This is a genomic window from Kocuria sp. UBA5001 (assembly GCF_002398425.1).
Lineage (GTDB): Bacteria > Actinomycetota > Actinomycetes > Actinomycetales > Micrococcaceae > Kocuria > Kocuria salsicia.
Genome location: NZ_DGYR01000012.1, coordinates 76,889 through 96,353, shown reverse-complemented (window position 1 = coordinate 96,353; position 19,465 = coordinate 76,889). Strand labels below are relative to the sequence as shown.

Annotated in this window: 18 protein-coding genes and 1 pseudogene; all 19 read right to left on the bottom strand. The window is 70.4% G+C overall.

The genetic code is table 11. The features are described from left to right. Positions 1-87: 87 nt before the first annotated feature. Positions 88-582 (bottom strand): ABC transporter permease, encoded by a 495-nt coding sequence (locus B3G12_RS07575; protein WP_144942889.1) that lies wholly within the window; start codon positions 580-582, stop codon positions 88-90. A gap of 31 nt (positions 583-613) precedes the next feature. Further along, on the bottom strand, positions 614-1,924 hold the full coding sequence (locus B3G12_RS07570; protein WP_290499839.1) for a dihydroorotase: 1,311 nt from the start codon (positions 1,922-1,924) through the stop codon (positions 614-616). A 9-nt stretch (positions 1,925-1,933) separates the two neighbouring features. Beyond that, positions 1,934-2,917 (bottom strand): aspartate carbamoyltransferase catalytic subunit, encoded by a 984-nt coding sequence (locus B3G12_RS07565; RefSeq protein ID WP_290499838.1) that lies wholly within the window; start codon positions 2,915-2,917, stop codon positions 1,934-1,936. Continuing rightward, on the bottom strand, positions 2,917-3,576 hold the full coding sequence (gene pyrR, locus B3G12_RS07560) for a bifunctional pyr operon transcriptional regulator/uracil phosphoribosyltransferase PyrR (protein WP_144942888.1): 660 nt from the start codon (positions 3,574-3,576) through the stop codon (positions 2,917-2,919). Before pyrR ends, B3G12_RS07565 begins: the two co-directional genes overlap by 1 nt. A 113-nt stretch (positions 3,577-3,689) precedes the next feature. Beyond that, positions 3,690-4,106 carry a transcription antitermination factor NusB gene (nusB, locus tag B3G12_RS07555; protein WP_055084653.1) on the bottom strand — a complete coding sequence of 139 codons (417 nt, stop codon included), beginning with the start codon at positions 4,104-4,106 and terminating at the stop codon, positions 3,690-3,692. Further along, positions 4,103-4,666 carry an elongation factor P gene (gene efp / locus B3G12_RS07550; RefSeq protein WP_055084651.1) on the bottom strand — a complete coding sequence of 188 codons (564 nt, stop codon included), beginning with the start codon at positions 4,664-4,666 and terminating at the stop codon, positions 4,103-4,105. Before efp ends, nusB begins: the two co-directional genes overlap by 4 nt. A 119-nt stretch (positions 4,667-4,785) precedes the next feature. Continuing rightward, positions 4,786-5,871 carry a 3-dehydroquinate synthase gene (gene aroB, locus B3G12_RS07545; protein ID WP_055084649.1) on the bottom strand — a complete coding sequence of 362 codons (1,086 nt, stop codon included), beginning with the start codon at positions 5,869-5,871 and terminating at the stop codon, positions 4,786-4,788. Next, positions 5,868-6,434: a shikimate kinase gene (locus B3G12_RS07540; protein ID WP_094393890.1), complete on the bottom strand. Its 567-nt coding sequence runs from the start codon at positions 6,432-6,434 to the stop codon at positions 5,868-5,870. Before B3G12_RS07540 ends, aroB begins: the two co-directional genes overlap by 4 nt. Then, positions 6,431-7,681, bottom strand: coding sequence for a chorismate synthase (gene aroC, locus B3G12_RS07535; protein WP_144942887.1), 1,251 nt, complete (start codon positions 7,679-7,681; stop codon positions 6,431-6,433). Before aroC ends, B3G12_RS07540 begins: the two co-directional genes overlap by 4 nt. Positions 7,682-7,817: 136 nt before the next feature. Beyond that, on the bottom strand, positions 7,818-8,732 hold the full coding sequence (locus B3G12_RS07530) for a shikimate dehydrogenase family protein (protein WP_126874996.1): 915 nt from the start codon (positions 8,730-8,732) through the stop codon (positions 7,818-7,820). Position 8,733: 1 nt separating this feature from the next. After that, entirely contained in the window at positions 8,734-9,945 is a 1,212-nt protein-coding gene (mltG, locus tag B3G12_RS07525) for an endolytic transglycosylase MltG (protein ID WP_055084643.1), read from the bottom strand. 94 nt (positions 9,946-10,039) lie between these two features. Then, positions 10,040-10,531: a Holliday junction resolvase RuvX gene (gene ruvX, locus B3G12_RS07520; protein ID WP_094393884.1), complete on the bottom strand. Its 492-nt coding sequence runs from the start codon at positions 10,529-10,531 to the stop codon at positions 10,040-10,042. Continuing rightward, entirely contained in the window at positions 10,531-13,218 is a 2,688-nt protein-coding gene (alaS, locus tag B3G12_RS07515) for an alanine--tRNA ligase (RefSeq protein ID WP_290499837.1), read from the bottom strand. Before alaS ends, ruvX begins: the two co-directional genes overlap by 1 nt. Beyond that, the gene (locus B3G12_RS07510) at positions 13,218-13,682 is read right to left on the bottom strand and encodes a hypothetical protein (protein WP_145010777.1); all 465 of its coding nucleotides are present in this window, start codon (positions 13,680-13,682) and stop codon (positions 13,218-13,220) included. The genes alaS and B3G12_RS07510 overlap by 1 nt, the downstream gene beginning before the upstream one ends. Before the next feature lie 218 nt (positions 13,683-13,900). Further along, positions 13,901-14,269: pseudogene (locus B3G12_RS07505) on the bottom strand (DUF948 domain-containing protein); the annotation flags it as partial. A 183-nt stretch (positions 14,270-14,452) separates the two neighbouring features. Next, positions 14,453-15,091 (bottom strand): 30S ribosomal protein S4, encoded by a 639-nt coding sequence (gene rpsD, locus B3G12_RS07500; protein WP_144942884.1) that lies wholly within the window; start codon positions 15,089-15,091, stop codon positions 14,453-14,455. Positions 15,092-15,311: 220 nt separating this feature from the next. Then, on the bottom strand, positions 15,312-16,832 hold the full coding sequence (gene glpK, locus B3G12_RS07495; RefSeq protein ID WP_290499836.1) for a glycerol kinase GlpK: 1,521 nt from the start codon (positions 16,830-16,832) through the stop codon (positions 15,312-15,314). 47 nt (positions 16,833-16,879) lie between these two features. Further along, positions 16,880-17,629 (bottom strand): MIP/aquaporin family protein, encoded by a 750-nt coding sequence (locus B3G12_RS07490; RefSeq protein WP_290499835.1) that lies wholly within the window; start codon positions 17,627-17,629, stop codon positions 16,880-16,882. Between the two features lie 57 nt (positions 17,630-17,686). Beyond that, positions 17,687-19,414 (bottom strand): glycerol-3-phosphate dehydrogenase/oxidase, encoded by a 1,728-nt coding sequence (locus B3G12_RS07485; RefSeq protein ID WP_290499834.1) that lies wholly within the window; start codon positions 19,412-19,414, stop codon positions 17,687-17,689. Positions 19,415-19,465: the final 51 nt, after the last annotated feature.

Sequence of the window (19,465 nt, the reverse complement as noted above, 5' to 3'; positions counted from 1 at the left end):
GAACTCCTTTCGTTGAGCATGCTGGGAGGCTCCTTTGCGGTGCCGTCCCGGGATCAGGTTCTCGGGGTGTCTTCTCGGGTTCTGTGCTCAGGCGTCCAGCAGGGCCGACGCCGCGTCCTCCAGTTCGCGGGAGCCCTCACCGGTGCGGGCGCGGAAGCCGGTGTCCACACGGGTGTCCCCCAGGTCCCACGTGAGCACCACGAGTCCGCCGCGCTCCACGAACTTGCCGACCATCCCGGAGGCGGTCGACACAGCGCGCAGATGCTCCCGGGGGATGAAGACGTCCGGGGCGCCCTGGCGGTTGAGGAACACGCCCTCGGGTGCCACCACGGCCTCCGCAGTGGTGCGCACGCCGAGGCCGTGGCTCGCGATCCGCTCCAGCGGCTGGGAGGCGTAGGTGGTGACCACGTACATCCCGTCCACCCGGGCCGTGGCGCGCTGCATCAGGTCCCGCGGGGCCTGCGCCACGGGAGGCAGCCCCGACTGGCGTCGCACCCGACCCCGCCAGCCCCACCAGAGCAGGGCGAAGAGCACCACCACGATGAGGATGGTGAGCAGGGTGGGGACGAGCTTGTCCGACATCGAGACAGAACCTTTCGTGAACGCGCGGGGATCAGCGGGCCAGGGGGGTGGTCAGTTCCCCGTCCAGGACAACGGGGTGGCCGCGGTAGAACGTGGCGCGCACAGCCCCCGGCAGGTTCATCCCCCGGTAGGGGCTGTTGCGGCCCTTGGAGACGTGGCTCGCGGGGTCCACCGTCGTGGAGCCCTCCGGGTTCCACAGCACGATGTTCGCCGGCGCGCCGGGCTCCAGCTTCTGCCCCTGGTCGGAGAGCCCGAGGATCTCGGCCGGACGGTGGGACATGATCTGCGCCACCCGCTCCCAGCCCATGAGTCCGGTGTCCACGAGGGTCTGCTGCACCACGGCCAGAGCGGTTTCCAGCCCGGTCATCCCGTGGGCCGCGCAGCTCCACTCGCACTCCTTGTCCTCTGCGGGGTGCGGCGCGTGGTCGGTGCCGACCACATCGATCACGCCCTCGGCGACGGCGCGGCGCAGGGCCTGGACGTCCTCGTCCGTGCGCAGCGGGGGGTTGACCTTGTAGACGGGGTCGAAGGTTCGCACGAGCTCGTCCGTGAGCAGCAGGTGATGGGGGGTCACCTCGGCGGTGACGACCACTCCGCGCTCCTTGGCCCAGCGCACGATCTCCACCGAGCCAGCGGTCGAGACGTGGCACACGTGCAGGCGGGAGTCCACGTGCTGCGTCAGCAGCACGTCCCGGGCGATGATCGCCTCCTCGGCCACCGCGGGCCAGCCCGTGAGGCCGAGGTCCGCGGACACGGTGCCCTCGTTCATCTGCGCGTCCTGCGTCAGGCGCGGCTCCTGGGCGTGCTGCGCGATGATGCCACCGAAGGACTTCACGTACTCCAGCGCCCGGCGCATCAGGAGGGGGTCGTGCACGCACTTGCCGTCGTCGGAGAACATCCGCACGCCCGCGCGGGACTCGGCCATGGCGCGCAGCTCCGAGAGCTGCGTGCCCTCGAGGCCCACGGTGACCGCGCCCACCGGGTGGACGTCCGCCCAGCCCGCGTCGCGGCCCAGGCGCCAGACCTGCTCCACCACGCCAGCAGTGTCCGCCACGGGGTGGGAGTTGGCCATTGCGAAGACGGCGGTGAACCCGCCCTTCGCCGCGGCACGGGTGCCGGTCTCCACGGTCTCGGCGTCCTCGTGGCCTGGTTCACGCAGGTGGGTGTGCATGTCCACGAGACCGGGCAGTGCGACGGCGCCCGCGGCGTCGACGGTCTCGGTCCCCTCGGGCGCCTCCAGGGTTCCGGGGGCGCCCACGGACGCAATGACGCCGTCCGTGACGAGGATGTCCGCCGGCTCACCGCCCTCGGGGCGGGCACTGTTGATCAGGTAGGAGCTCATGGGACCGCCTCAGTTCTCGCTCGGGTAGGGGGTGCTCTCGTCTCCGGAGAGCAGCTGGAAGAGCACGGCCATGCGCACGGAGACGCCGTTGGACACCTGTTCCAGCACGGTGGAGCGCTCCGAGTCTGCGGCCTCGGAGGAGATCTCCAGGCCGCGGTTCATTGGACCGGGGTGCATGAACACCGTGGGCGCGCCGAGGGCCTCGAGACGCTGCACCCGCTGGGAGGTCAGCCCCCAGCCCCGGGTGTACTCGGCCTCGCTCGGGAAGAACGCCGCGTTCATCCGCTCACGCTGCAGCCGCAGCATCATCACGGCGTCCGGAGCCTCCGCCAGCACGGCGTCGAGGTCGTAGGAGACCTCGCACGGCCAGTCGTCCATGGCCACGGGCAGCAGCGTGGGCGGGGCCACGAGCGTGACCCGGGCGCCCAGGGTTGTGAGCAGCCACACGTTGGAGCGGGCTACCCGCGAGTGCAGCACGTCACCCACGACCACCACGTGCATACCGTCCAGGTCCATGCCCGTCGTGGGCGTGCCCGTGCGGCGGGAGCGCACCTGGCGCAGCGTCATCGCGTCCAGCAGCGCCTGCGTGGGGTGTGCGTGCTTGCCGTCCCCCGCGTTGACGACGGCGGCGTCGATCCACCCGGAGTCCGCGAGCTGCTGCGGCGCGCCGGAGGACGCGTGGCGGATCACCACGGCGTCCGCGCTCATGGCCATCAGGGTCTGGGCGGTGTCCTTCAGGGACTCGCCCTTGGACACGGACGAGCCCTTCGCGGAGAAGTTGATCACGTCCGCGCTCAGCCGCTTGGCCGCCGTCTCGAACGAGATCCTCGTGCGCGTGGAGTCCTCGAAGAACAGGTTCACCACGGTGCGCCCGCGCAGCGCGGGCAGCTTCTTGACGGAGCGGGAGGACACGGCGGCCATCTGGTCCGCGGTGTCCAGGATCTGGACGGCCTCCCCGTAGGAGAGCTCGGCAGTGGAGAGCAGGTGCCTCATCAGCTCGTCCCCTCCCCCGCGGCCTCGGCGTCCCTGGCGACGTCCGGGTCCGAGGCCACCGGCGCGTCGATCACCACGCAGTCCTCGTGGCCCTCAGCGCGCGTGTCCGGGTCCGTCTCGCGCAGCAGCACCCGCACCTTCTCCTGAGAGGAGGTCGGCAGATTCTTGCCCACGTGGTCCGCGCGGATCGGCAGCTCGCGGTGCCCGCGGTCCACCAGGACGGCCAGCCGTACGGCCCGGGGCCGACCCACGTCCACGAGGGCGTCGAGCGCAGCGCGGATGGTGCGCCCGGAGCACAGGACGTCGTCCACGAGCACCACGGTGCGCCCGTCGATCCCGGAATCTGGGATCAGCGTGGGCTGCGGGGTGCGGGCGGGGTGGCGGCGCAGGTCGTCGCGGTACATGGTGATGTCCAGCTGCCCCGTGGCGGCGCGGGCCGTGAAGTCGGGGTCGATCTGCTCGAGCCTGGCCGCGAGGCGCTGGGCCAGCGGGAAGCCGCGACGGGCGATCCCCAGCAGCACGAGGTTCTCCGAGCCCTTGTTGGACTCCAGGATCTCGTGGGCGATCCGGGACAGGGCCCGGTCGATGTCGGATGTCGAGAGGATCACTCGGGAGACTGTGCTCCCCGGTGCCTGCTCGGCGTGTTCGGGCACGCTCACGTGCCGCCTCCTTCCCCGCCTCACCGGACGGAATTTAAAGGGTGCGATCTGTCTTTGAAGCTACCACACGGAAAAACCCCGGCCCGTGGGGTCCACGAACCGGGGTCACGGTCTCAGTCGTCCAGCAGGGACGGCTTGACCTTCTGCAGACGGCCCAGCAGGCCGTTGACGAAACGGGGCGAGTCGTCAGTGGACAGCTCCCGCGCCACGGCCACCGCCTCCGCCACGGCCACGCCGTCCGGGACGTCGTCGTTGTAGAGAAGCTCCCACGCGCCCACGCGCAGGGCGTTGCGGTCCACTGCGGGCATCCGCGAGAGCTCCCAGCCCTGCGAGTAGGTCTGCAGGAACTCGTCGATGTCCTCGCGGCGCCCGTCCACGCCCTCGAGGATCTCCACGGTGTAGGGCTGGATGGGCGAGGTCGAGTTCTCCCGCCGGCGCACCAGGGCGTCGCGGACCGACTCGTCACGTTGTTCGGCCTCGAAGAGGATCTCGACGGCGCGGACCCGGGCCTTGCTGCGTGCCCCGCTCACTCGTTGACGCGTCCCAGGTAGTCGCCGGTGCGGGTGTCCACCTTGACCTTGGTGCCCTGCTCGAGGAACAGGGGGACCTGGATCTGGTAGCCGGTCTCCACGGTGGCGGGCTTCGTGCCGCCCGTGGAGCGGTCACCCTGCAGGCCGGGCTCGGTGTAGGTGATCTCCAGGACCACCGAGGGCGGCATCTCGATGTACAGCGGCGCGCCCTCGTGGATGGCCACGGTCACGTTCTGGTTCTCGAGCATGAAGTTCGCCGCGTCCCCCACCACGACACCCGGGACAGTGATCTGGTCGTACGTGGAGTTGTCCATGAACACGTAGTCCTCACCGTCCTGGTAGAGGTACTGGTACTCGCTACGGTCCACCGTGGCGGTCTCGATCTTGGCACCCGCGTTGAACGTCTTGTCCACCACCTTGCCGCTCGTCACGTTGCGCAGCTTGGTGCGCACGAACGCGCCCCCCTTGCCGGGCTTGACGTGCTGGAACTCGATGGTCTGCCAGAGGTTGCCGTCGAGTTTGAGGATGGTGCCGTTCTTGATGTCGTTGCTGGTTGCCACGGTGTCACTTTCTCGTCGGGAACGTCTGCGGGCGGGATCGGCTCGTGGAGCCGCACCAGTCTACCGCGTGGCCGGGCCCGTCCGCCCGGTGGCCACGGCACGGGCCGGCGTGGCGGGTCTCAGTCCGCGATCTCCTGGTAGCACGCGAAAAGGATCGCGGGGTCCGGAACCTCCATGATGCGCGGTGCGGCAATGCGGTCCAGGACCACGAAGCGCAGCAGGTTGCCCCGCGTCTTCTTGTCGCGCTTCATGACCTCCAGCAGCCGCGGCCACTGGTCCGCACGGTAGCTCACGGGCAGCCCCAGGGAGGTGAGGATCTCGCGGTGACGGGCCACGACGTCGTCGTCCAGGGTTCCTGCCGCTCGCCCCAGTTCCGCCGCGAAGACCATGCCCACCGAGACTGCGGCACCGTGGCGCCACTGGTAGCGCTCGTTGTGCTCGATCGCGTGGCCCAGGGTGTGGCCGTAGTTCAGGTACTCACGCCGCCCGGACTCCTTCAGGTCCGAGGAGACGACCTCCGCCTTGACCCGTACACTGCGCTCCACCAGTTCCCGGACCACGTCCGACTGGCTGTCGCGCACCTGCTCGGGGTTCTCCTGGATCAGCTGCAGGATCTGCGGATCGGCGATGAAACCGCACTTGACCACCTCGGCCATCCCGGTCAGCAGCTCGTTCTCGGGCAGCGTGGCCAGGGAGTCGAGGTCGCACACGACCGCGGCTGGCGGGTGGAAGGAGCCCACCAGGTTCTTGCCCTCCGCGGTGTTGATCCCGGTCTTTCCGCCCACGGCGGCATCCACCATGCCCAGCAGAGTGGTGGGAAGGTGGACCACCCGCACCCCGCGCAGCCACGTGGCGGCCACGAAACCAGCGAGGTCGGACACGGCCCCGCCGCCCACGGAGACCACGGCGTCCGTGCGCGTGAAGTCGGACTGGCCCATGATCTGCCAGCAGAAGGCCGCCACCTCCACGCGCTTGCCCTCCTCCGCGTCCGGGATCTCCGCGACGAAGCTCTGGATGCCCGCCTGCCCGAGGTCCTCCTGCACCACGTCCCCGGTGGTTCGCAGGGCGCGCGGGTGGATGATGAGGACCTTCTTGACGCGCTCACCCAGCAGCTGGGGCACGCGGCCCAGCAGGCCGTGGCCCACCAGGACGTCGTACTGGTTCTCGGGGGTCTCCCCGCGGACGGGGATCACGGTCTCGGTCATGCGGTGTGCTCCTTCCCGCGTGCGGTGAGCACGGAGGTCTGCGGCTCACCGAGCGCGGCGTAGAGGTCGTGGGCGATCTGCGCGACGCTGCGGGGCGCGCGGCCGTCCAGGCGGATGGTGGCGAGCCGCTCGAAGGTCTCCCGGCGCTCGTCCAGGATCTGGCTCCATCGGACCTCGGGGTCCGGCTGCAGCATGGGCCGGGTGGTGTTGCCGCGGATCCGGGGTCGCACGGTGTCCAGGTCCACTTCCAGGTACGCGACCATTCGTCCACTGAGCAGGGGCTGCACGAGCGGGGACATGGGTGCTCCCCCGCCCAGGGAGATCACGCACTCCCGGTTCTGCGGGTCGTCGAGGGCCTCGGCCACGACTTCGGCCTCGACCCGGCGGAACTCCGCCTCCCCTCGCGCGCGGAACAGCTCCGGGATGGGTCCGTGGCGGGACACGATCAACCTGTCCGTGTCCACGTGGCGCAGTCCGTAGTGCGATGCCATGTGACGGGCCACGTGGGACTTGCCGGCAGCCATGGGCCCGATCAGCACCACGGGCAGGGGTGCGTGCCTCACGAGAGGTCCCCGCGCACCTCGTCCAGGGCCGCCAGCGCGGCGGGATCGGCAAGTTCCGGGGAGGTGCGCAGCTGGGCTGGGATCGCGGCCAGGTAGGCGTTCCTGTTCCGGATGACCTCCGCCACGGAGTCCCCGCCGAACTTCTCGAGCACGGCCTCGGCGAGCACGAGGGCCACCATGGCCTCGGCGACGACGCCCGCGGCCGGCACCGCACACACGTCAGAGCGCTGGTGGTGGGCCCGTGCGGGCTCACCCGTGGCGACGTCCACCGTGTGCAGGGAGCGCGGCACGGTGGCGATCGGCTTCATGGCCGCACGCACGCGCAGCAGGTCCCCGATGGACATGCCGCCCTCGATGCCGCCGGCGCGGTTGGACACGCGGTGCACTGCACCCTCCTCGGGCAGCGTCTCGTCGTGCGCCTGGGATCCGGGGCGCGCGGCCGTGCGGAAGCCGTCCCCGACCTCCACGCCCTTGATGGCCTGGATGCCCATGAGCGCGGCAGCGAGCCTGGCGTCGAGACGGCGGTCCCAGTGGACGTAGGAGCCGAGTCCCGGGGGCAGCCCCTCGGCGAGTACCTCCACGACGCCGCCCAGGGTCTCCCCCGCCTTGTGGGCCTCGTCCACGGCGGCCACCATGGCCTGGGAGGTCGCGGCGTCGAAGCAGCGCAGCGGGTCCGCGTCGAGCGCGGCGACGTCGTCCGGGCCGGGCAGCGGGGCGTCGTCGGGCACGGCGACGTCGGCGATGGCGGTGGTGTGCGCGACCAGGCGGATCCCCAGGGCCGCCAGGATCTGCGCAGCGACCACCCCGAGGGCCACGCGCGTGGCGGTCTCGCGCGCGGAGGCGCGCTCGAGCACCGGACGGGCCTCGTCGAAGCCGTACTTCTGCATGCCCGTGAGGTCCGCGTGGCCGGGACGCGGGCGGGTCAGCGGCGCGTTGCGGGCGCGCCCGGCGAGCACCTCAGAGTCCACGGGGTCGGAGCTCATGACATCCTGCCACTTGGGCCACTCCGTGTTGGCGATCTCGATGGCCACCGGCCCGCCCTGGGTGATCCCGTGGCGCACCCCGCCCAGGATCCGCACGCGGTCCTGCTCGAACTTCATGCGCGCGCCCCGGCCGTAGCCGAGCCGGCGCCGGGCCAGTGCGTCCTGGATCATCCCCGTGGTCAGTTCCACCCCGGCGGGGACGCCCTCGATGATTCCCACAAGTGCTTCACCGTGGGACTCTCCGGCCGTGAGCCAACGCAACATCCAACACTCCAGTTCTCAAGTTTTCGCGAGTCGTCTGCGCCGGGACCCGTGCGGTCCCGGTGTCGTGCGTGCCCTCCCGCGGCTCCGCGGCCCGGACGACACCTGCCACCCACGGTACGGGGCCGCGGCGGGCGGGTCAGCGCGGGAGCCGCGTGGTCTGCGCCTGCCGGACGCGCGCCGGGACGACACGCTCCGGGCGCTCCACCGCCCGGCACATGGCTGCGGTGACCTCGTTCTCGCGGGGCAGCGCGCGGGACGAGTCCCCCTGCGTGAACCAGCGCAGCTGGTCCACCGCCTGGAAGATGAGCATATCGACCCCGGGGGCAATGGCGCCGCCCGCGTCCTGCCACGCGGCCGCCAGGGCCGAGGGCCACGGGTCGTAGGCGACGTCGAGCAGCACACCGGACACCCGCGGGTGCTCCTCGCGCCAGCCCCGGGCCAGCTCGTCCGCGCCGCGGGGCGGGAGGGTGGCAACCACGACGTCCGCGCCGTGCAGAGCGGCACCCGCCTGCTCCCACGGCAGCACACGGATGCTCGTGCCCAGGGCCTCGGCCACCGCGGTCAGGGACTCGGCCCGCTGAGCCGTGCGCACCGCCACGTCCACGCAGTCCGCGCCTAGCCCGTGCAGCGCCGCCACCGCGGCACTCGCGGTGGCACCCCCGCCCAGGACGACGGCGCGCGGCGAGGCGGGGATCTCCCCCGCGGCGCCGAGGGCCGCCATGATGCCCATGACGTCCGTGTTGTCCGCGGCCACGCTCCCGTCCTGAGCGAACGTGAGCGTGTTGGCCACCCCGAGGGCACGGGTGAGAGGAGTCACACGCTCCGCGTCCCGAGCCGCGAAGGGCTTCAGGGGCATCGTGACGGAGAACCCCCGCCAGTGCCCCGACGCACGGGCCCCGGCCCAGAACTCGTCCCACTGCTGCTCGGGGACGTCGTGACGGACGTAGTCCGCGTCCAGACCCAGTACTTCGAACGCCGCGGAGTGCAGCGCTGGTGAGAGCGAGTGGTCCACGGGGTGCCCGAGGACCGCTGCGTGGAGCGTCGCCGTCATCTCAGGAGCACTTGCCGTCGTTGTCGGAGCACCACTTCTGGTACTCCTCCACGTACCTCTGGTGCTCCTCGTAGGTCTTGGCGAACTTGGTCTCGCCGGTGTCGAGGTTCACGGTCACCCAGTAGTAGTAGTCGTTCTTCTCGGGCTTTGCCGCCGCGGCGATGGCCTCGTCGCTCGGAGAACCGATGGGCCCCACGGGCAGGCCCGGGTTGGCGTACGTGTTGTACGGGTTGGACTTGTCCCGCTTCTCCTCGTCCGTGAGGTGCACGGTCTTCTTTCCCAGACCGTACGTCACGGAGGCGTCCGACTGGATGAAACCGCTCGTCTCGCCGTCCGGGTTGTTGATCCGGTTCTCGATCGCGCCGGCCACGGCCGGGTAGATCTTGGGTGTGCCCTCGAACTCCACGATGGACCCGATGGTCAGCACGTCGAACCACTTGTCCTCGGCGACGTCGTTGTCCTTCAGCGTCTGCTTGGTGCGGTCGACCATCTCCTGGATGATCTGCTCAGCCGTGGCGTCCAGCGGGAAGCGGTACTCGCCGGGGTGCAGCCAGCCCTCGAGGTTGGGGAACTTGTCCGGGACACCGAACTTCGCCTTCTCGGTGGAGAGCTTCTCGAACTCGGACTTGTCGAGGCCGGTGGCCTCGCTGAGCGTGGTGAATGTGTCATCCATGCGCTGGGTCTTCGCGATGGCCGCGTAGTGCGAAGCCTCGTCGCGCTCCATGAGGGCGCTGACGACGTCGTCCGCGGGCATGTGGGTCTTGAGCTCGTACGTGCCCGGCTGGATGAAGTCCTCCGGGTAGCGGTCCTGGAACTTCTCGACGAAGTACGAGGCGTTCGCCACGATTTCCTGCGACTGCAGGTCCTGGGCGATCTGGCCCGTGGTGCTGCCGTCCGCGACGGAGAAGCTGACGTCCTGGTCGCCCGAGCCGTGGTAGTCCTTGCGCTCGAACAGCCCGAAGGCGGACCCCAGCACGGCCACGACCACGACCAGCGCTGCGACGAACAGGGCGACGGCGGTCGCGAGGGACGCGCGCGACCGCACCTTGCGACGCTTGCGCTGCTCCGGGGTCACGTCGTGGTGCTCGAACGAGCCCGCCAGGTTCGACGTGGCATCCCGGTCCGAGGCCGATGAAGAGTTCCGCACGTCGCCGTGGGACCCGTGGTCGGGCGTCCCGTCTCCGGTGCCGTTGCCTCGCGGCTCATCGCTCACGAATTGTCTCCGTCCGCCGTTCTGGTGGTGTGGTGTGGTCTCTCGTTTCCCCCCGGGCCTGCCGCGGCCCGGGCAGACACGATACCGCTCGTACTCAGCCCTGGACCGGGTCCCCGGGCTCGGCCCCGGTGCGCAGCCCCTGCTCGACGGCCGACTGCAGGAACGTCACGGCCGCGGCCTGGTCGACCTTGTCCATGTGGTGCCGCCGCGAGATCCCGGAGTCCCACAGCGCCCGGTGCCCGGCCACCGTGGAAAGCCGCTCGTCCACCAGGCGCACCGCGGTGGTGCACCCCCGTGAGCCTAGCCGACGAACGAGCGCTGCGGCGTAATCGCGCGCCATCTGGGTCGAGCGGTTCTCCGCGCCGTCCAGACTCAGCGGCAACCCCACGTAGACGGTGACCACGTCCCGCTCCTCGCACAGCCGTGTGATGATCTTCACGTCGAAGGCCTTGCGGGGGTTCGTATCGCGCTTCAGGGTCTGGTGCGGCGTGGCCAGGACGCACTCCGGGTCGGTCAGGGCTATCCCAACCCTGACCTGGCCCACGTCCACGCCCATGCGCACGCCGCGCTCGAAGCCCTCAGGCATCAGCCCGCGGTGGCCAGGATCTGGGCGCGGATCGCCTCGAGCGCCTCGGAGACCTTCGAGGGGTCCGAGCCGCCGCCCTGGGCAACGTCGGGCTTGCCACCCCCGCCACCGCCGAGCGTGGTCGCCGCCGTGCGCACGAGCTGTCCCGCTGCGAGACCGGCCTCCCGAGCGGCGTCGTTGACGGCCACGACGACGAGCGGACGGCCGTTGGCCACGCCCGTCACCGCGGCAACCGCGGGCTCCGAACCCAGCCGGGTCCGCAGGTCCAGCGCGAGGCTGCGCAGGGCGTCTGCGGAGGCGACCTCCCCGGCGTGGTGAAGCACGGCCGTGACGCGTCCCACCCGCTCTGCTTCCTGGGCCAGCTGCCCGGCCTTCGCCTGCAGCTGCTGCTGGCGCAGGGCGCTCAGCTGCCGCTCTGTCTCCTTGAGCTTCTCCAGCGTGGCCGAGAGCCGCTCGGGCAGCTCCGCGCTGGACTGCACCTTGAGCATCCCGGTGAGCTGGTTGACGAGGGTGCGCTCCGCGGCCAGGTGGTTGAACGAGTTCAGGCCCACGAGCGCCTCGACGCGGCGGTTGCCCGAGCCCACGGACTGCTCCGAGACCAGGCACAGCGAGCCGAGCTGGGAGGTCGAGCCCACGTGCGTTCCGCCGCACAGCTCACGGGACCACGGGCCGTTCATCTCGACCACGCGCACCTGCTCCCCGTACTTCTCGCCGAACAGGGACATCGCGCCCAGCTTCTTGGCCTCTGCGAGGGGCATCTCGCGGGTGACGACCTCGAAGTCGTCGCGGATGGCCGTGTTCGCGATCTGCTCGATCTCCTGCAGCTGGGACGCCGTGACGGCCTCCCCGTGGGAGAAGTCGAAACGCAGGTAGCCCTCCTTGTTGAAGGAGCCGCGCTGGACCGCGTCGGGCCCGAGGACGTCGTGCAGCGCAGCGTGCACCACGTGCGTGCCCGAGTGGGCGGCCTCGCCGTCGTGGCGGCGCCGGGAGTCCACGCGCGCGGTGACCTCATCCCCCACGACCACCTGGCCCTCGGAGACCTTCACCCGGTGCACGGACAGACCCTTGACCGGCTGCTGGACGTCCTCGACGGTCAGCTTCAGCCCGTCAGAGTTCTCGATCACGCCGACGTCCGCCGCCTGGCCGCCGGCCTCCGCGTAGAACGGGGTGCGCTCGAGCACCACCTCCACGCTCTCGCCCTGGCTCGCCGCCGGGACGGAAACCCCGTCCGAGAGGATGGCGCGCACCGTGGTGGGGGTGACGAGCTCGGTGTAGCCGGTGAACTCGCTGCCGTGCTCGTCGAGCATCCGCCGCAGCTCGGAGAGGTCCGCCAGCGCGCCCTTCTTGGCGCGGGCGTCCTCCTGGGCCCGGTGGCGCTGCTCGGCCATGAGCTCGCGGAACGCGGTCTCGTCCACGCTCACCCCGGCCTCACCGGCCATCTCGAGGGTGAGGTCGATCGGGAAGCCGAACGTGTCGTGAAGGGCGAAGGCGTCCGCGCCGCTGAGTGCGCGCTTCTCGCCCTTCGCCACAGCCACGGCGCCCTCAAGGCGCGTGGTGCCGGACTCGATGGTCTTCAGGAACGCACGCTCCTCGGCGTACGCGATCCGGGAGATCCGCTCGAAGTCCTCCGCGACCACCGGGTACACGCCCTTCATGGCGTCTCGGGACTCCGGCAGCAGCACCGGCAGGCAGGGGTCCGTGACGCCCAGCAGGCGCATGGCACGCACCGCGCGGCGCAGCAGCCGGCGCAGGATGTAGCCGCGGCCCTCGTTGCCCGGGGTCACGCCGTCCGCGATGAGCATGAGGGAGGAACGGACGTGGTCGGCGACGACGCGCATGCGGACGTCGTCCTCGTAGCCCTCCTCCCCCGGCTTCTCGGAGCCGCGGTACGCGCGTCCGGAGAGCTTCGCGGCGGCATCGAGCACGGGGCGGACCTGGTCGGTCTCGTAGAAGTTCTCCACGCCCTGCAGCAGCATGGCCAGGCGCTCGACGCCCAGACCGGTGTCAATGTTCTTCTTGGGCAGCTCGCCCAGGATCTCGTAGTCCTTGCCGTTGCCCTCGCCGCGCTGGTACTGCATGAACACGAGGTTCCAGATCTCGATGTAGCGGTCGTCGTCCACCGCCGGACCGCCGTCCTTGCCGTAGCGCGGACCGCGGTCGTAGAAGATCTCCGAGTCCGGACCGGCGGGGCCGGGCTGGCCCGTGTCCCAGTAGTTCTCGTCCCGGCCCATGCGCTGGATCCGCTGGGCGGGAAGGCCCACGGTGTCGTGCCACAGGTCGTAGGACTCCTGGTCCCCCTCGTACACCGTGACCCACAGCCGCTCGGGGTCCAGCCCGAACCCGCCGTCCGCCACGGCGGAGGTCAGCAGCTCCCAGGCCATCGGGATCGCCTCGGACTTGAAGTAGTCGCCGAAGGAGAAGTTGCCGGCCATCTGGAAGAACGTGCCGTGGCGGGCGGTCTTGCCCACCTCGTCGATGTCCAGGGTGCGGATGCACTTCTGCACGGACGTGGCCCGCGAGTAGGGCGGGGTCTCCTGGCCCAGGAAATACGGGATGAAGGGCACCATCCCGGCGATGGTGAACATGGCCCCGGACTGCTGCGAGACGAGGGAGGCCGAGGGCACCACCTGGTGCCCCTTCGCCTCGAAGTAGCTCAGCCAGCGCTGGGTGATCTCATGAGAGAGCATTACCGCTCGTTTCCTTCCGAAGGGTCATGGTCGATGATCCGGTGCCCGGTGTGCCCGGGACCGGTCGAGGGACGGGGGTCGACGGCGTGCCACGGCGCCCCCGCAGGGGCCACGGCATCGTCGCCGGAGTGGTTCGCCGTGTGGTCCATGGGTGAGCGCACGCCAAACTGCTCCCGCAGCTCGCTCTCGCGCTCGTCCATGCCGGCGCGCACACGGGCCGTGAACTGACGCAGCCGCCGGGCACCGCCGCGCAGCAGGGCCACGGGGCCGGACTCGGGGCGGCGCTCGACGTCCCCCGCAGTCCTGGCCGCAAGGGTTCCGCCGGTGTCCTCTGCGGCAGGCGCGCCGCCGGAGACCTGGCGTGCGAGGACCTGGCGCGCGGTGGGATCCGAGGCGACCCGCGTGGCGGCGCCCCCCATGAGGGCACCCGCGGCGAGCAGGGCGAGTTTCGACCAGACTCCCACGCTCAGCTCCCCGATCCGGTGGAACGGGGCCCCGACGTCGCGGAGGGACCGGGAGCCCCGGAAGCGGACGTCCCGTAGCGGGAGGCACGCGCGGTTCCCGACGCCGCGGCGTCGCCTGCGGGCCGGTCACCGGCCCCCGACGTGGGTGCGGAACCCTCCGGCCGGGCGGTCGAGGGGTTCGAGGCGTTCGCGTCGCCCGGGGAGCCTGCGGTGGGCGCCGTGCGGGGCGCCCCCGCAGGGCCAGGCTGCGGGGAGAAGGCCCGGCGCAGCCCGTGCGAGAAGGACGCCACCTTGATCAGGGGCTGCCCCACCGTGGAGGCCACGAGCGAGGACAGGGCCGAGACGTTCGCGGAGGCGTCCGAGACGTTCGAGGTGATGCCGTCCACCTTCTCCAGCTGCGTGTTGGTGGTGCTCACGGTGCGCGTGACCTCGTCGATCAGCGGTGTGGTGCCGTCGTTGATCGAGCGGATGGTCAGCCGGAGTTCGTCAAAGACACGACCGAGCTTGACGATGGGCAGTGCGAGCAGGCCCACCAGCACCGCGAAGACGAATGCCGCGATCAATCCGGCGATATCGCCACCGTCCATGGGGATCACTTCTTCCGTTCGGGCTCGACGATCTGGGTGCCGGCGAGCAACGCCGACCGACTGGCAACTCTACCCAACAACCCGCGTCGCTCGGCGAACCGTGCCGCAGACGGCGAACAGCCCGCGACCGGGGTCGCGGGCTGTCCGTCCGCCGCCCCAGGGGGCGGCGTGGCGCTCGGAGGATCAGGCCATCCGGGCGTAGTACTCGACCACGAGCTGCTCTTCACAGGTCACGGGGACCTCGGAGCGCTCGGGCTTGCGCGAGAGCGTGGCCTGCAGCCGGTCGATCGTCACGTCCAGGTACGGCGGGGTGTTCGGCAGAACATCCTGGTTCGCACCCGTCGCGGCGATCTGGAACGGGACCATCTTCTCGGAGCGCGGGTGCACGTGGATCATCTGACCCGGGCGCACGCGGAACGAGGGACGGTCCACGCGCTGGCCGTCCACCATGATGTGGCGGTGGACCACAGCCTGGCGCGCGGCAGCCATCGTGCGCACGAAGCCCGCACGCAGCACCAGGGCGTCCAGACGGGTCTCGAGCAGAGCGATGAGGTTTTCACCGGTCTGGCCTTCGACGCGCTTGGCCTCGACGTAGGCACGGTGCATCTGCTTCTCGCGGATGTTGTACTGCGCACGCAGCCGCTGCTTCTCGGTCAGACGGACCTTGTAGTCCGAGTCCTGCTTGCGGCGGGCACGGCCGTGCTCACCGGGAGCATACGGGCGGCGCTCGAAGTACTTCTCGGCCTTGGGCGTCAGGGCGATGCCGAGGGCACGAGACTTGCGCACCTGGCGGCGCGCACGAGAACTGTTGTTCTGGGACAAGACTTGCCTTTCCTGCGGTTCGACGGTGCACGGGCGGGGCCCGTGCTCCGTTCTGGGTGGTACTGGCCTCCGGCGCGGAAAGTGGTTCCCGCGGGAGAGGTGCGGATCAGCCGCAATCCGACGTGCCTAGCGTCCGCGCAGCAGCCCGGGGCGGTGAGTGTTCACCGTCCGAGGGCATGCCGCAACGCGACGTGCCAGCCAGCCGTCCACTATATCCGATTCAGCTGACGTCCTCGTCCACCCAGTCGAGGGACTTGCCCACGGCCTTCGTCCAGTTGCGGAAGAGCCTGTCCTCCTCCGCGCGGTCCCCTTCCGGCTCCCAGCGCTTGTCCTCCGCCCAGTTCTGGGTGATCTCGTCCAGGTCCGCCCAGAACCCCACCGCGAGGCCCGCCGCGTAGGCGGCACCGAGAGCCGTGGTCTCCGTGATCTTCGGGCGGATCACGGGAACGTCCAGCTGGTCCGCCTGGAACTGCATGAGCAGCTCGTTGGCGGTCATGCCGCCGTCCACGCGCAGCTCCGTGAGATCCTGCTTGGAGTCATTGTTCATGGCCTCCACGACCTCGCGGGACTGGAACGCGGTGGCCTCCAGGACGGCGCGGGCAATGTGTTCCTTGCGCACGTAGCGGGTGAGACCCACCAGGGCACCGCGGGCGTCAGGGCGCCAGTGCGGCGCGAAGAGCCCGGAGAACGCCGGCACGAAGTACGCGCCACCGTTGTCCTCCACGGCCCGGGCGAGGGGCTCGATCTCCTTGGCGTCCTGGATCAGGCCCAGGTTGTCGCGCACCCACTGCACCAGCGAACCTGTGACGGCGATGGAGCCCTCCAGGGCGTAGACCGGCTTCTGGCCCTCGATCTGGTAGCAGACCGTGGTGATGAGCCCGTACTCCGAGCGCACCGGGGTCTCCCCCACGTTCATGAGCAGGAAGCTGCCCGTGCCGTACGTGTTCTTGCCCATGCCCGGCTCGAAGCAGGTCTGACCGAACATGGCCGCCTGCTGGTCACCCAGGATGCCGGCGATCGGAACGCCCTTGAGGAATCCGCGGGCACGGCCCTTGCCGTAGACCTCGCTGCTGCAGCGGATCTCCGGGAGCATGGACATCGGAATGCCCATGGTCTCGCACAGCTCCTCGTTCCAGTCGAGGGTGTCGATGTTCATGAGCAGGGTGCGGGAGGCGTTGGTCACGTCCGTGACGTGGACGCCGTCCCCGCTGCCGCCGGTCATGTTCCACACGAGCCAGCTGTCAGTGGTGCCGAAGAGCAGGTCCCCGGCCTCGGCCTTCTCCCGCGCGCCCTCGACATTGTCCAGGATCCACTTGACCTTCGGGCCCGCGAAGTAGCTCGCCAGGGGGAGGCCGGTGAGCTCCCGGAACTTCTCGTCCCCGCCGTCCTTCGCAAACTCGTCCACGATGGCCTGCGTGCGGGTGTCCTGCCACACGATCGCGTGGTAGACGGGCTCACCGGTGTTCTTGTCCCACACGACGGCGGTCTCGCGCTGGTTGGTGATGCCCACCGCCGCGAGGTCGTCCCTGGTGAGCTCGGTCTCCGCGAGCGCGTCCGCCACGCAGCGACGGGTGTTGCGCCAGATCTCCTGGGCGTCGTGCTCGACCCACCCCGCACGGGGGAAGATCTGCTCGTGCTCGTGCTGGCCCACTCCCACGATGTTGCCGGAGTGGTCGAAGACGATCGCGCGGGTGCTGGTGGTGCCCTGGTCGATCGCCATCACGTGCTTGGCTTCGGTCATGTCTGACTCCTTCGTCAAAAAGTGTGTTGCCTGCTGGGTGGGGCCGGTCAGCCGATGACCAGGGCCGCGGCACCCGCGAGGGCGCCGCCCACGAGCGGGCCCAGCACGGGGACCCAGCTGTAGGACCAGTCGCTGCTCACCTTGTTCGGAATGGGAAGCAGCGCGTGGGCGAGGCGCGGGCTGAGGTCACGGGCGGGGTTGATCGCGTAGCCCGTGGGCCCGCCGAGGCAGGCACCGATGGCCACGACGAGCATCGCCACGGCCAGCGGGCCGAGTTCGCTCGGGGTCTCGCCGAAGACGAGGATCACGTAGACGAGCACGAACGTGGCGACGACCTCGGTGACGAAGTTCCAGCCGTAGCTGCGGATCTCCGGGCCGGTGGAGAAGACGCCGATCGTCGCGACGCCCTCCTCACCGGCCGCGTCGAAGTGCTTCTTGTAGGCCAGCCAGCACACGAGGGCGCCCACGAAGCCGCCCACGAACTGCGCCACCAGGTACACCACGGTGCTCGCCGGGGTGATGGTGACGCCCGGGGCGTACTCCGCGTTGTGACGCGCCAGCATGCCGATGGTCACCGCCGGGTTCAGGTGCGCGCCGGACGCGTGCGCCACGTAGACGCCCGAGAACACCGCGAGTCCCCAGCCGAAGCTGATCAGCAGCCAGTCGGCGCCGTTGCCCTTCGTCCGGGGCAGGACCACGTTGGCCACCACACCGCAGCCCAGCAGCACCAGGATCGCCGTGCCGAACGCCTCGGACATGAAAACGGTGGACAACGCCACCTCGGTCACTTCATTCACTTCACCCTCCGTTGGGTGCTCGGGGGCCCGGAGGGGTTCCGGGCCCGAGGTCTCGGATCAGTCCCGGCCGGGGTACGGGTCGCCCGCTCCGGCGCGCAGCTGCTGCGCCGTGGCCTCGTCCGTCTCCTGCAGGGCCGCCTGCTCGGCGTCGCGCAGCTCGGTGTAGAGCTGGACCTGGCGGGCGCGCTCGGCCTCGTCCCAGCCCAGGGCGTCACCCATGATGCGGGCGATCTCCGGGGCCGCGGCGATGCCGCCGTCGCGCTGCTCGTAGTTCAGGTGCGTGCGCCGGCACATCACGTCCTCGAGGTCCAGGGCGCCCTCGTGGGTGGCCGCGCGCTGGATCTCGATCTTCAGGTACTGCTCGGCGCCGGGCACGGGCTCGCCGAGCTCCGGGTGCTCGGTGACCGCGTCGATCATCTCGAGGGCCTCGTCACCGTAGCGGTTGAGCAGACGCTCGATCACCACCCGGTCCATGCCGGTGCGCTGGGCGAGGTGCTCGGACTGGTTCATCAGACCGGACCAGCCCTGCGCGCCCAGCAGGGCCACGTGCTCGGTGATGGACGGGTTCTCCTTGGCGGCCTTCTTGCCGAGTGCCGCGTCCACGGCGTCCTTGGCCATCACGCGGTAGGTGGTCAGCTTGCCGCCGGCGATCGTAAAGAGACCGGGGGTGGCCTCCACCACGGAGTGCTCGCGGGAGATCTTGGTGGACGGCGTGGTCTCGCCCTTGGTTCCCGGCTGCACCAGCGGACGCAGGCCCGCCCAGGTGCCGATCACGTCGTCCGTGGTCAGCGGCTCGCGCAGGATCTTGTTCGCGTGCTCCAGCACGTACTCGACGTCCTCGCGGGTGGCCGTGGGCGTGGTGAGGTCCTGCTCGTAGGGGGTGTCGGTGGTGCCGATGACCCAGTAGTTGTCCCACGGGATGATGAACAGCACGGACTTCTCGGTCTGCAGGATGATGCCCGTGGAACCGTCCAGGCGCTCCTTCGGGACCACCACGTGGATGCCCTTGGAGGCGAGGACCTTCAGCCCGGTCTCCGCCTGGGCGAGGTCCTGCACCGGCTCCGTCCACACGCCCGCGGCGGAGATCACCATCTTGGCGCGCACCTCGCGGGTCTCGCCGGTGGTGAGGTCCTCCACGAGGGCTCCGACCACGCGCCCGGACTCGTCGCGGACCAGCTTGCGGGCCGCGGCACGGTTGGCCGCGAGCGCGCCGTAGCGCTGCGCGGTGCGCACGAGGTCCAGGGTCAGCCGGGCGTCGTCCACGCGGCCGTCCCAGTAGGCGATGGCGCCCACGGCGGCGTCGTCGCGCATGGCCGGGAAGGTCCTGCGCACGCCGGCGGCGCTGAGGTGGCGCTGGACGGGCAGGGACTCGGCCTTGGCACCCACGTGGGCGAGGGTGTCGTACATGCCGATGCCGGTGGCCACGAACGGGCGTTCCCAGCCCTTGTGGGTGAGCGGGTACATGAACTGGATGGGCTTGACCAGGTGCGGGGCCAGCCGGTGCATGAGGAGGTCGCGCTCCTTGAGGGCTTCCGCCACGAGCGCGAAATTGAGCTGCATGAGGTAGCGCAGCCCGCCGTGGACGAGCTTGGAGGAGCGCGAGGAGGTGCCCTGGGCCCAGTCCTGCGCGTCGATGATGGCGGTCGAGAGGCCACGGGTGGCGGCGTCGAGCGCGATCCCCGCGCCCGTGACGCCGCCGCCGATGACCAGGACGTCCACGGGGTTCTCGGCCATGTCTCGCAGGTCGTCGCTGCGCTGCTGTGCGTTCAGAGATGTCAGTGGCACGGTTGCCGCTCCTGTCTACCAAGGGGTTGCCGGTTGAGGTTGTCGGGTCAC

Coding starts and splice junctions, on each gene's coding strand:
- B3G12_RS07575 (WP_144942889.1), bottom strand. CDS start 582: ATGTCGGACAAGCTCGTCCCCACCCTGCTCACCATCCTCATCGTGGTG.
- B3G12_RS07570 (WP_290499839.1), bottom strand. CDS start 1,924: ATGAGCTCCTACCTGATCAACAGTGCCCGCCCCGAGGGCGGTGAGCCG.
- B3G12_RS07565 (WP_290499838.1), bottom strand. CDS start 2,917: ATGAGGCACCTGCTCTCCACTGCCGAGCTCTCCTACGGGGAGGCCGTC.
- aroB (WP_055084649.1), bottom strand. CDS start 5,871: ATGACCGAGACCGTGATCCCCGTCCGCGGGGAGACCCCCGAGAACCAG.
- aroC (WP_144942887.1), bottom strand. CDS start 7,681: ATGTTGCGTTGGCTCACGGCCGGAGAGTCCCACGGTGAAGCACTTGTG.
- B3G12_RS07530 (WP_126874996.1), bottom strand. CDS start 8,732: ATGACGGCGACGCTCCACGCAGCGGTCCTCGGGCACCCCGTGGACCAC.
- ruvX (WP_094393884.1), bottom strand. CDS start 10,531: ATGCCTGAGGGCTTCGAGCGCGGCGTGCGCATGGGCGTGGACGTGGGC.
- alaS (WP_290499837.1), bottom strand. CDS start 13,218: ATGCTCTCTCATGAGATCACCCAGCGCTGGCTGAGCTACTTCGAGGCG.
- glpK (WP_290499836.1), bottom strand. CDS start 16,832: ATGACCGAAGCCAAGCACGTGATGGCGATCGACCAGGGCACCACCAGC.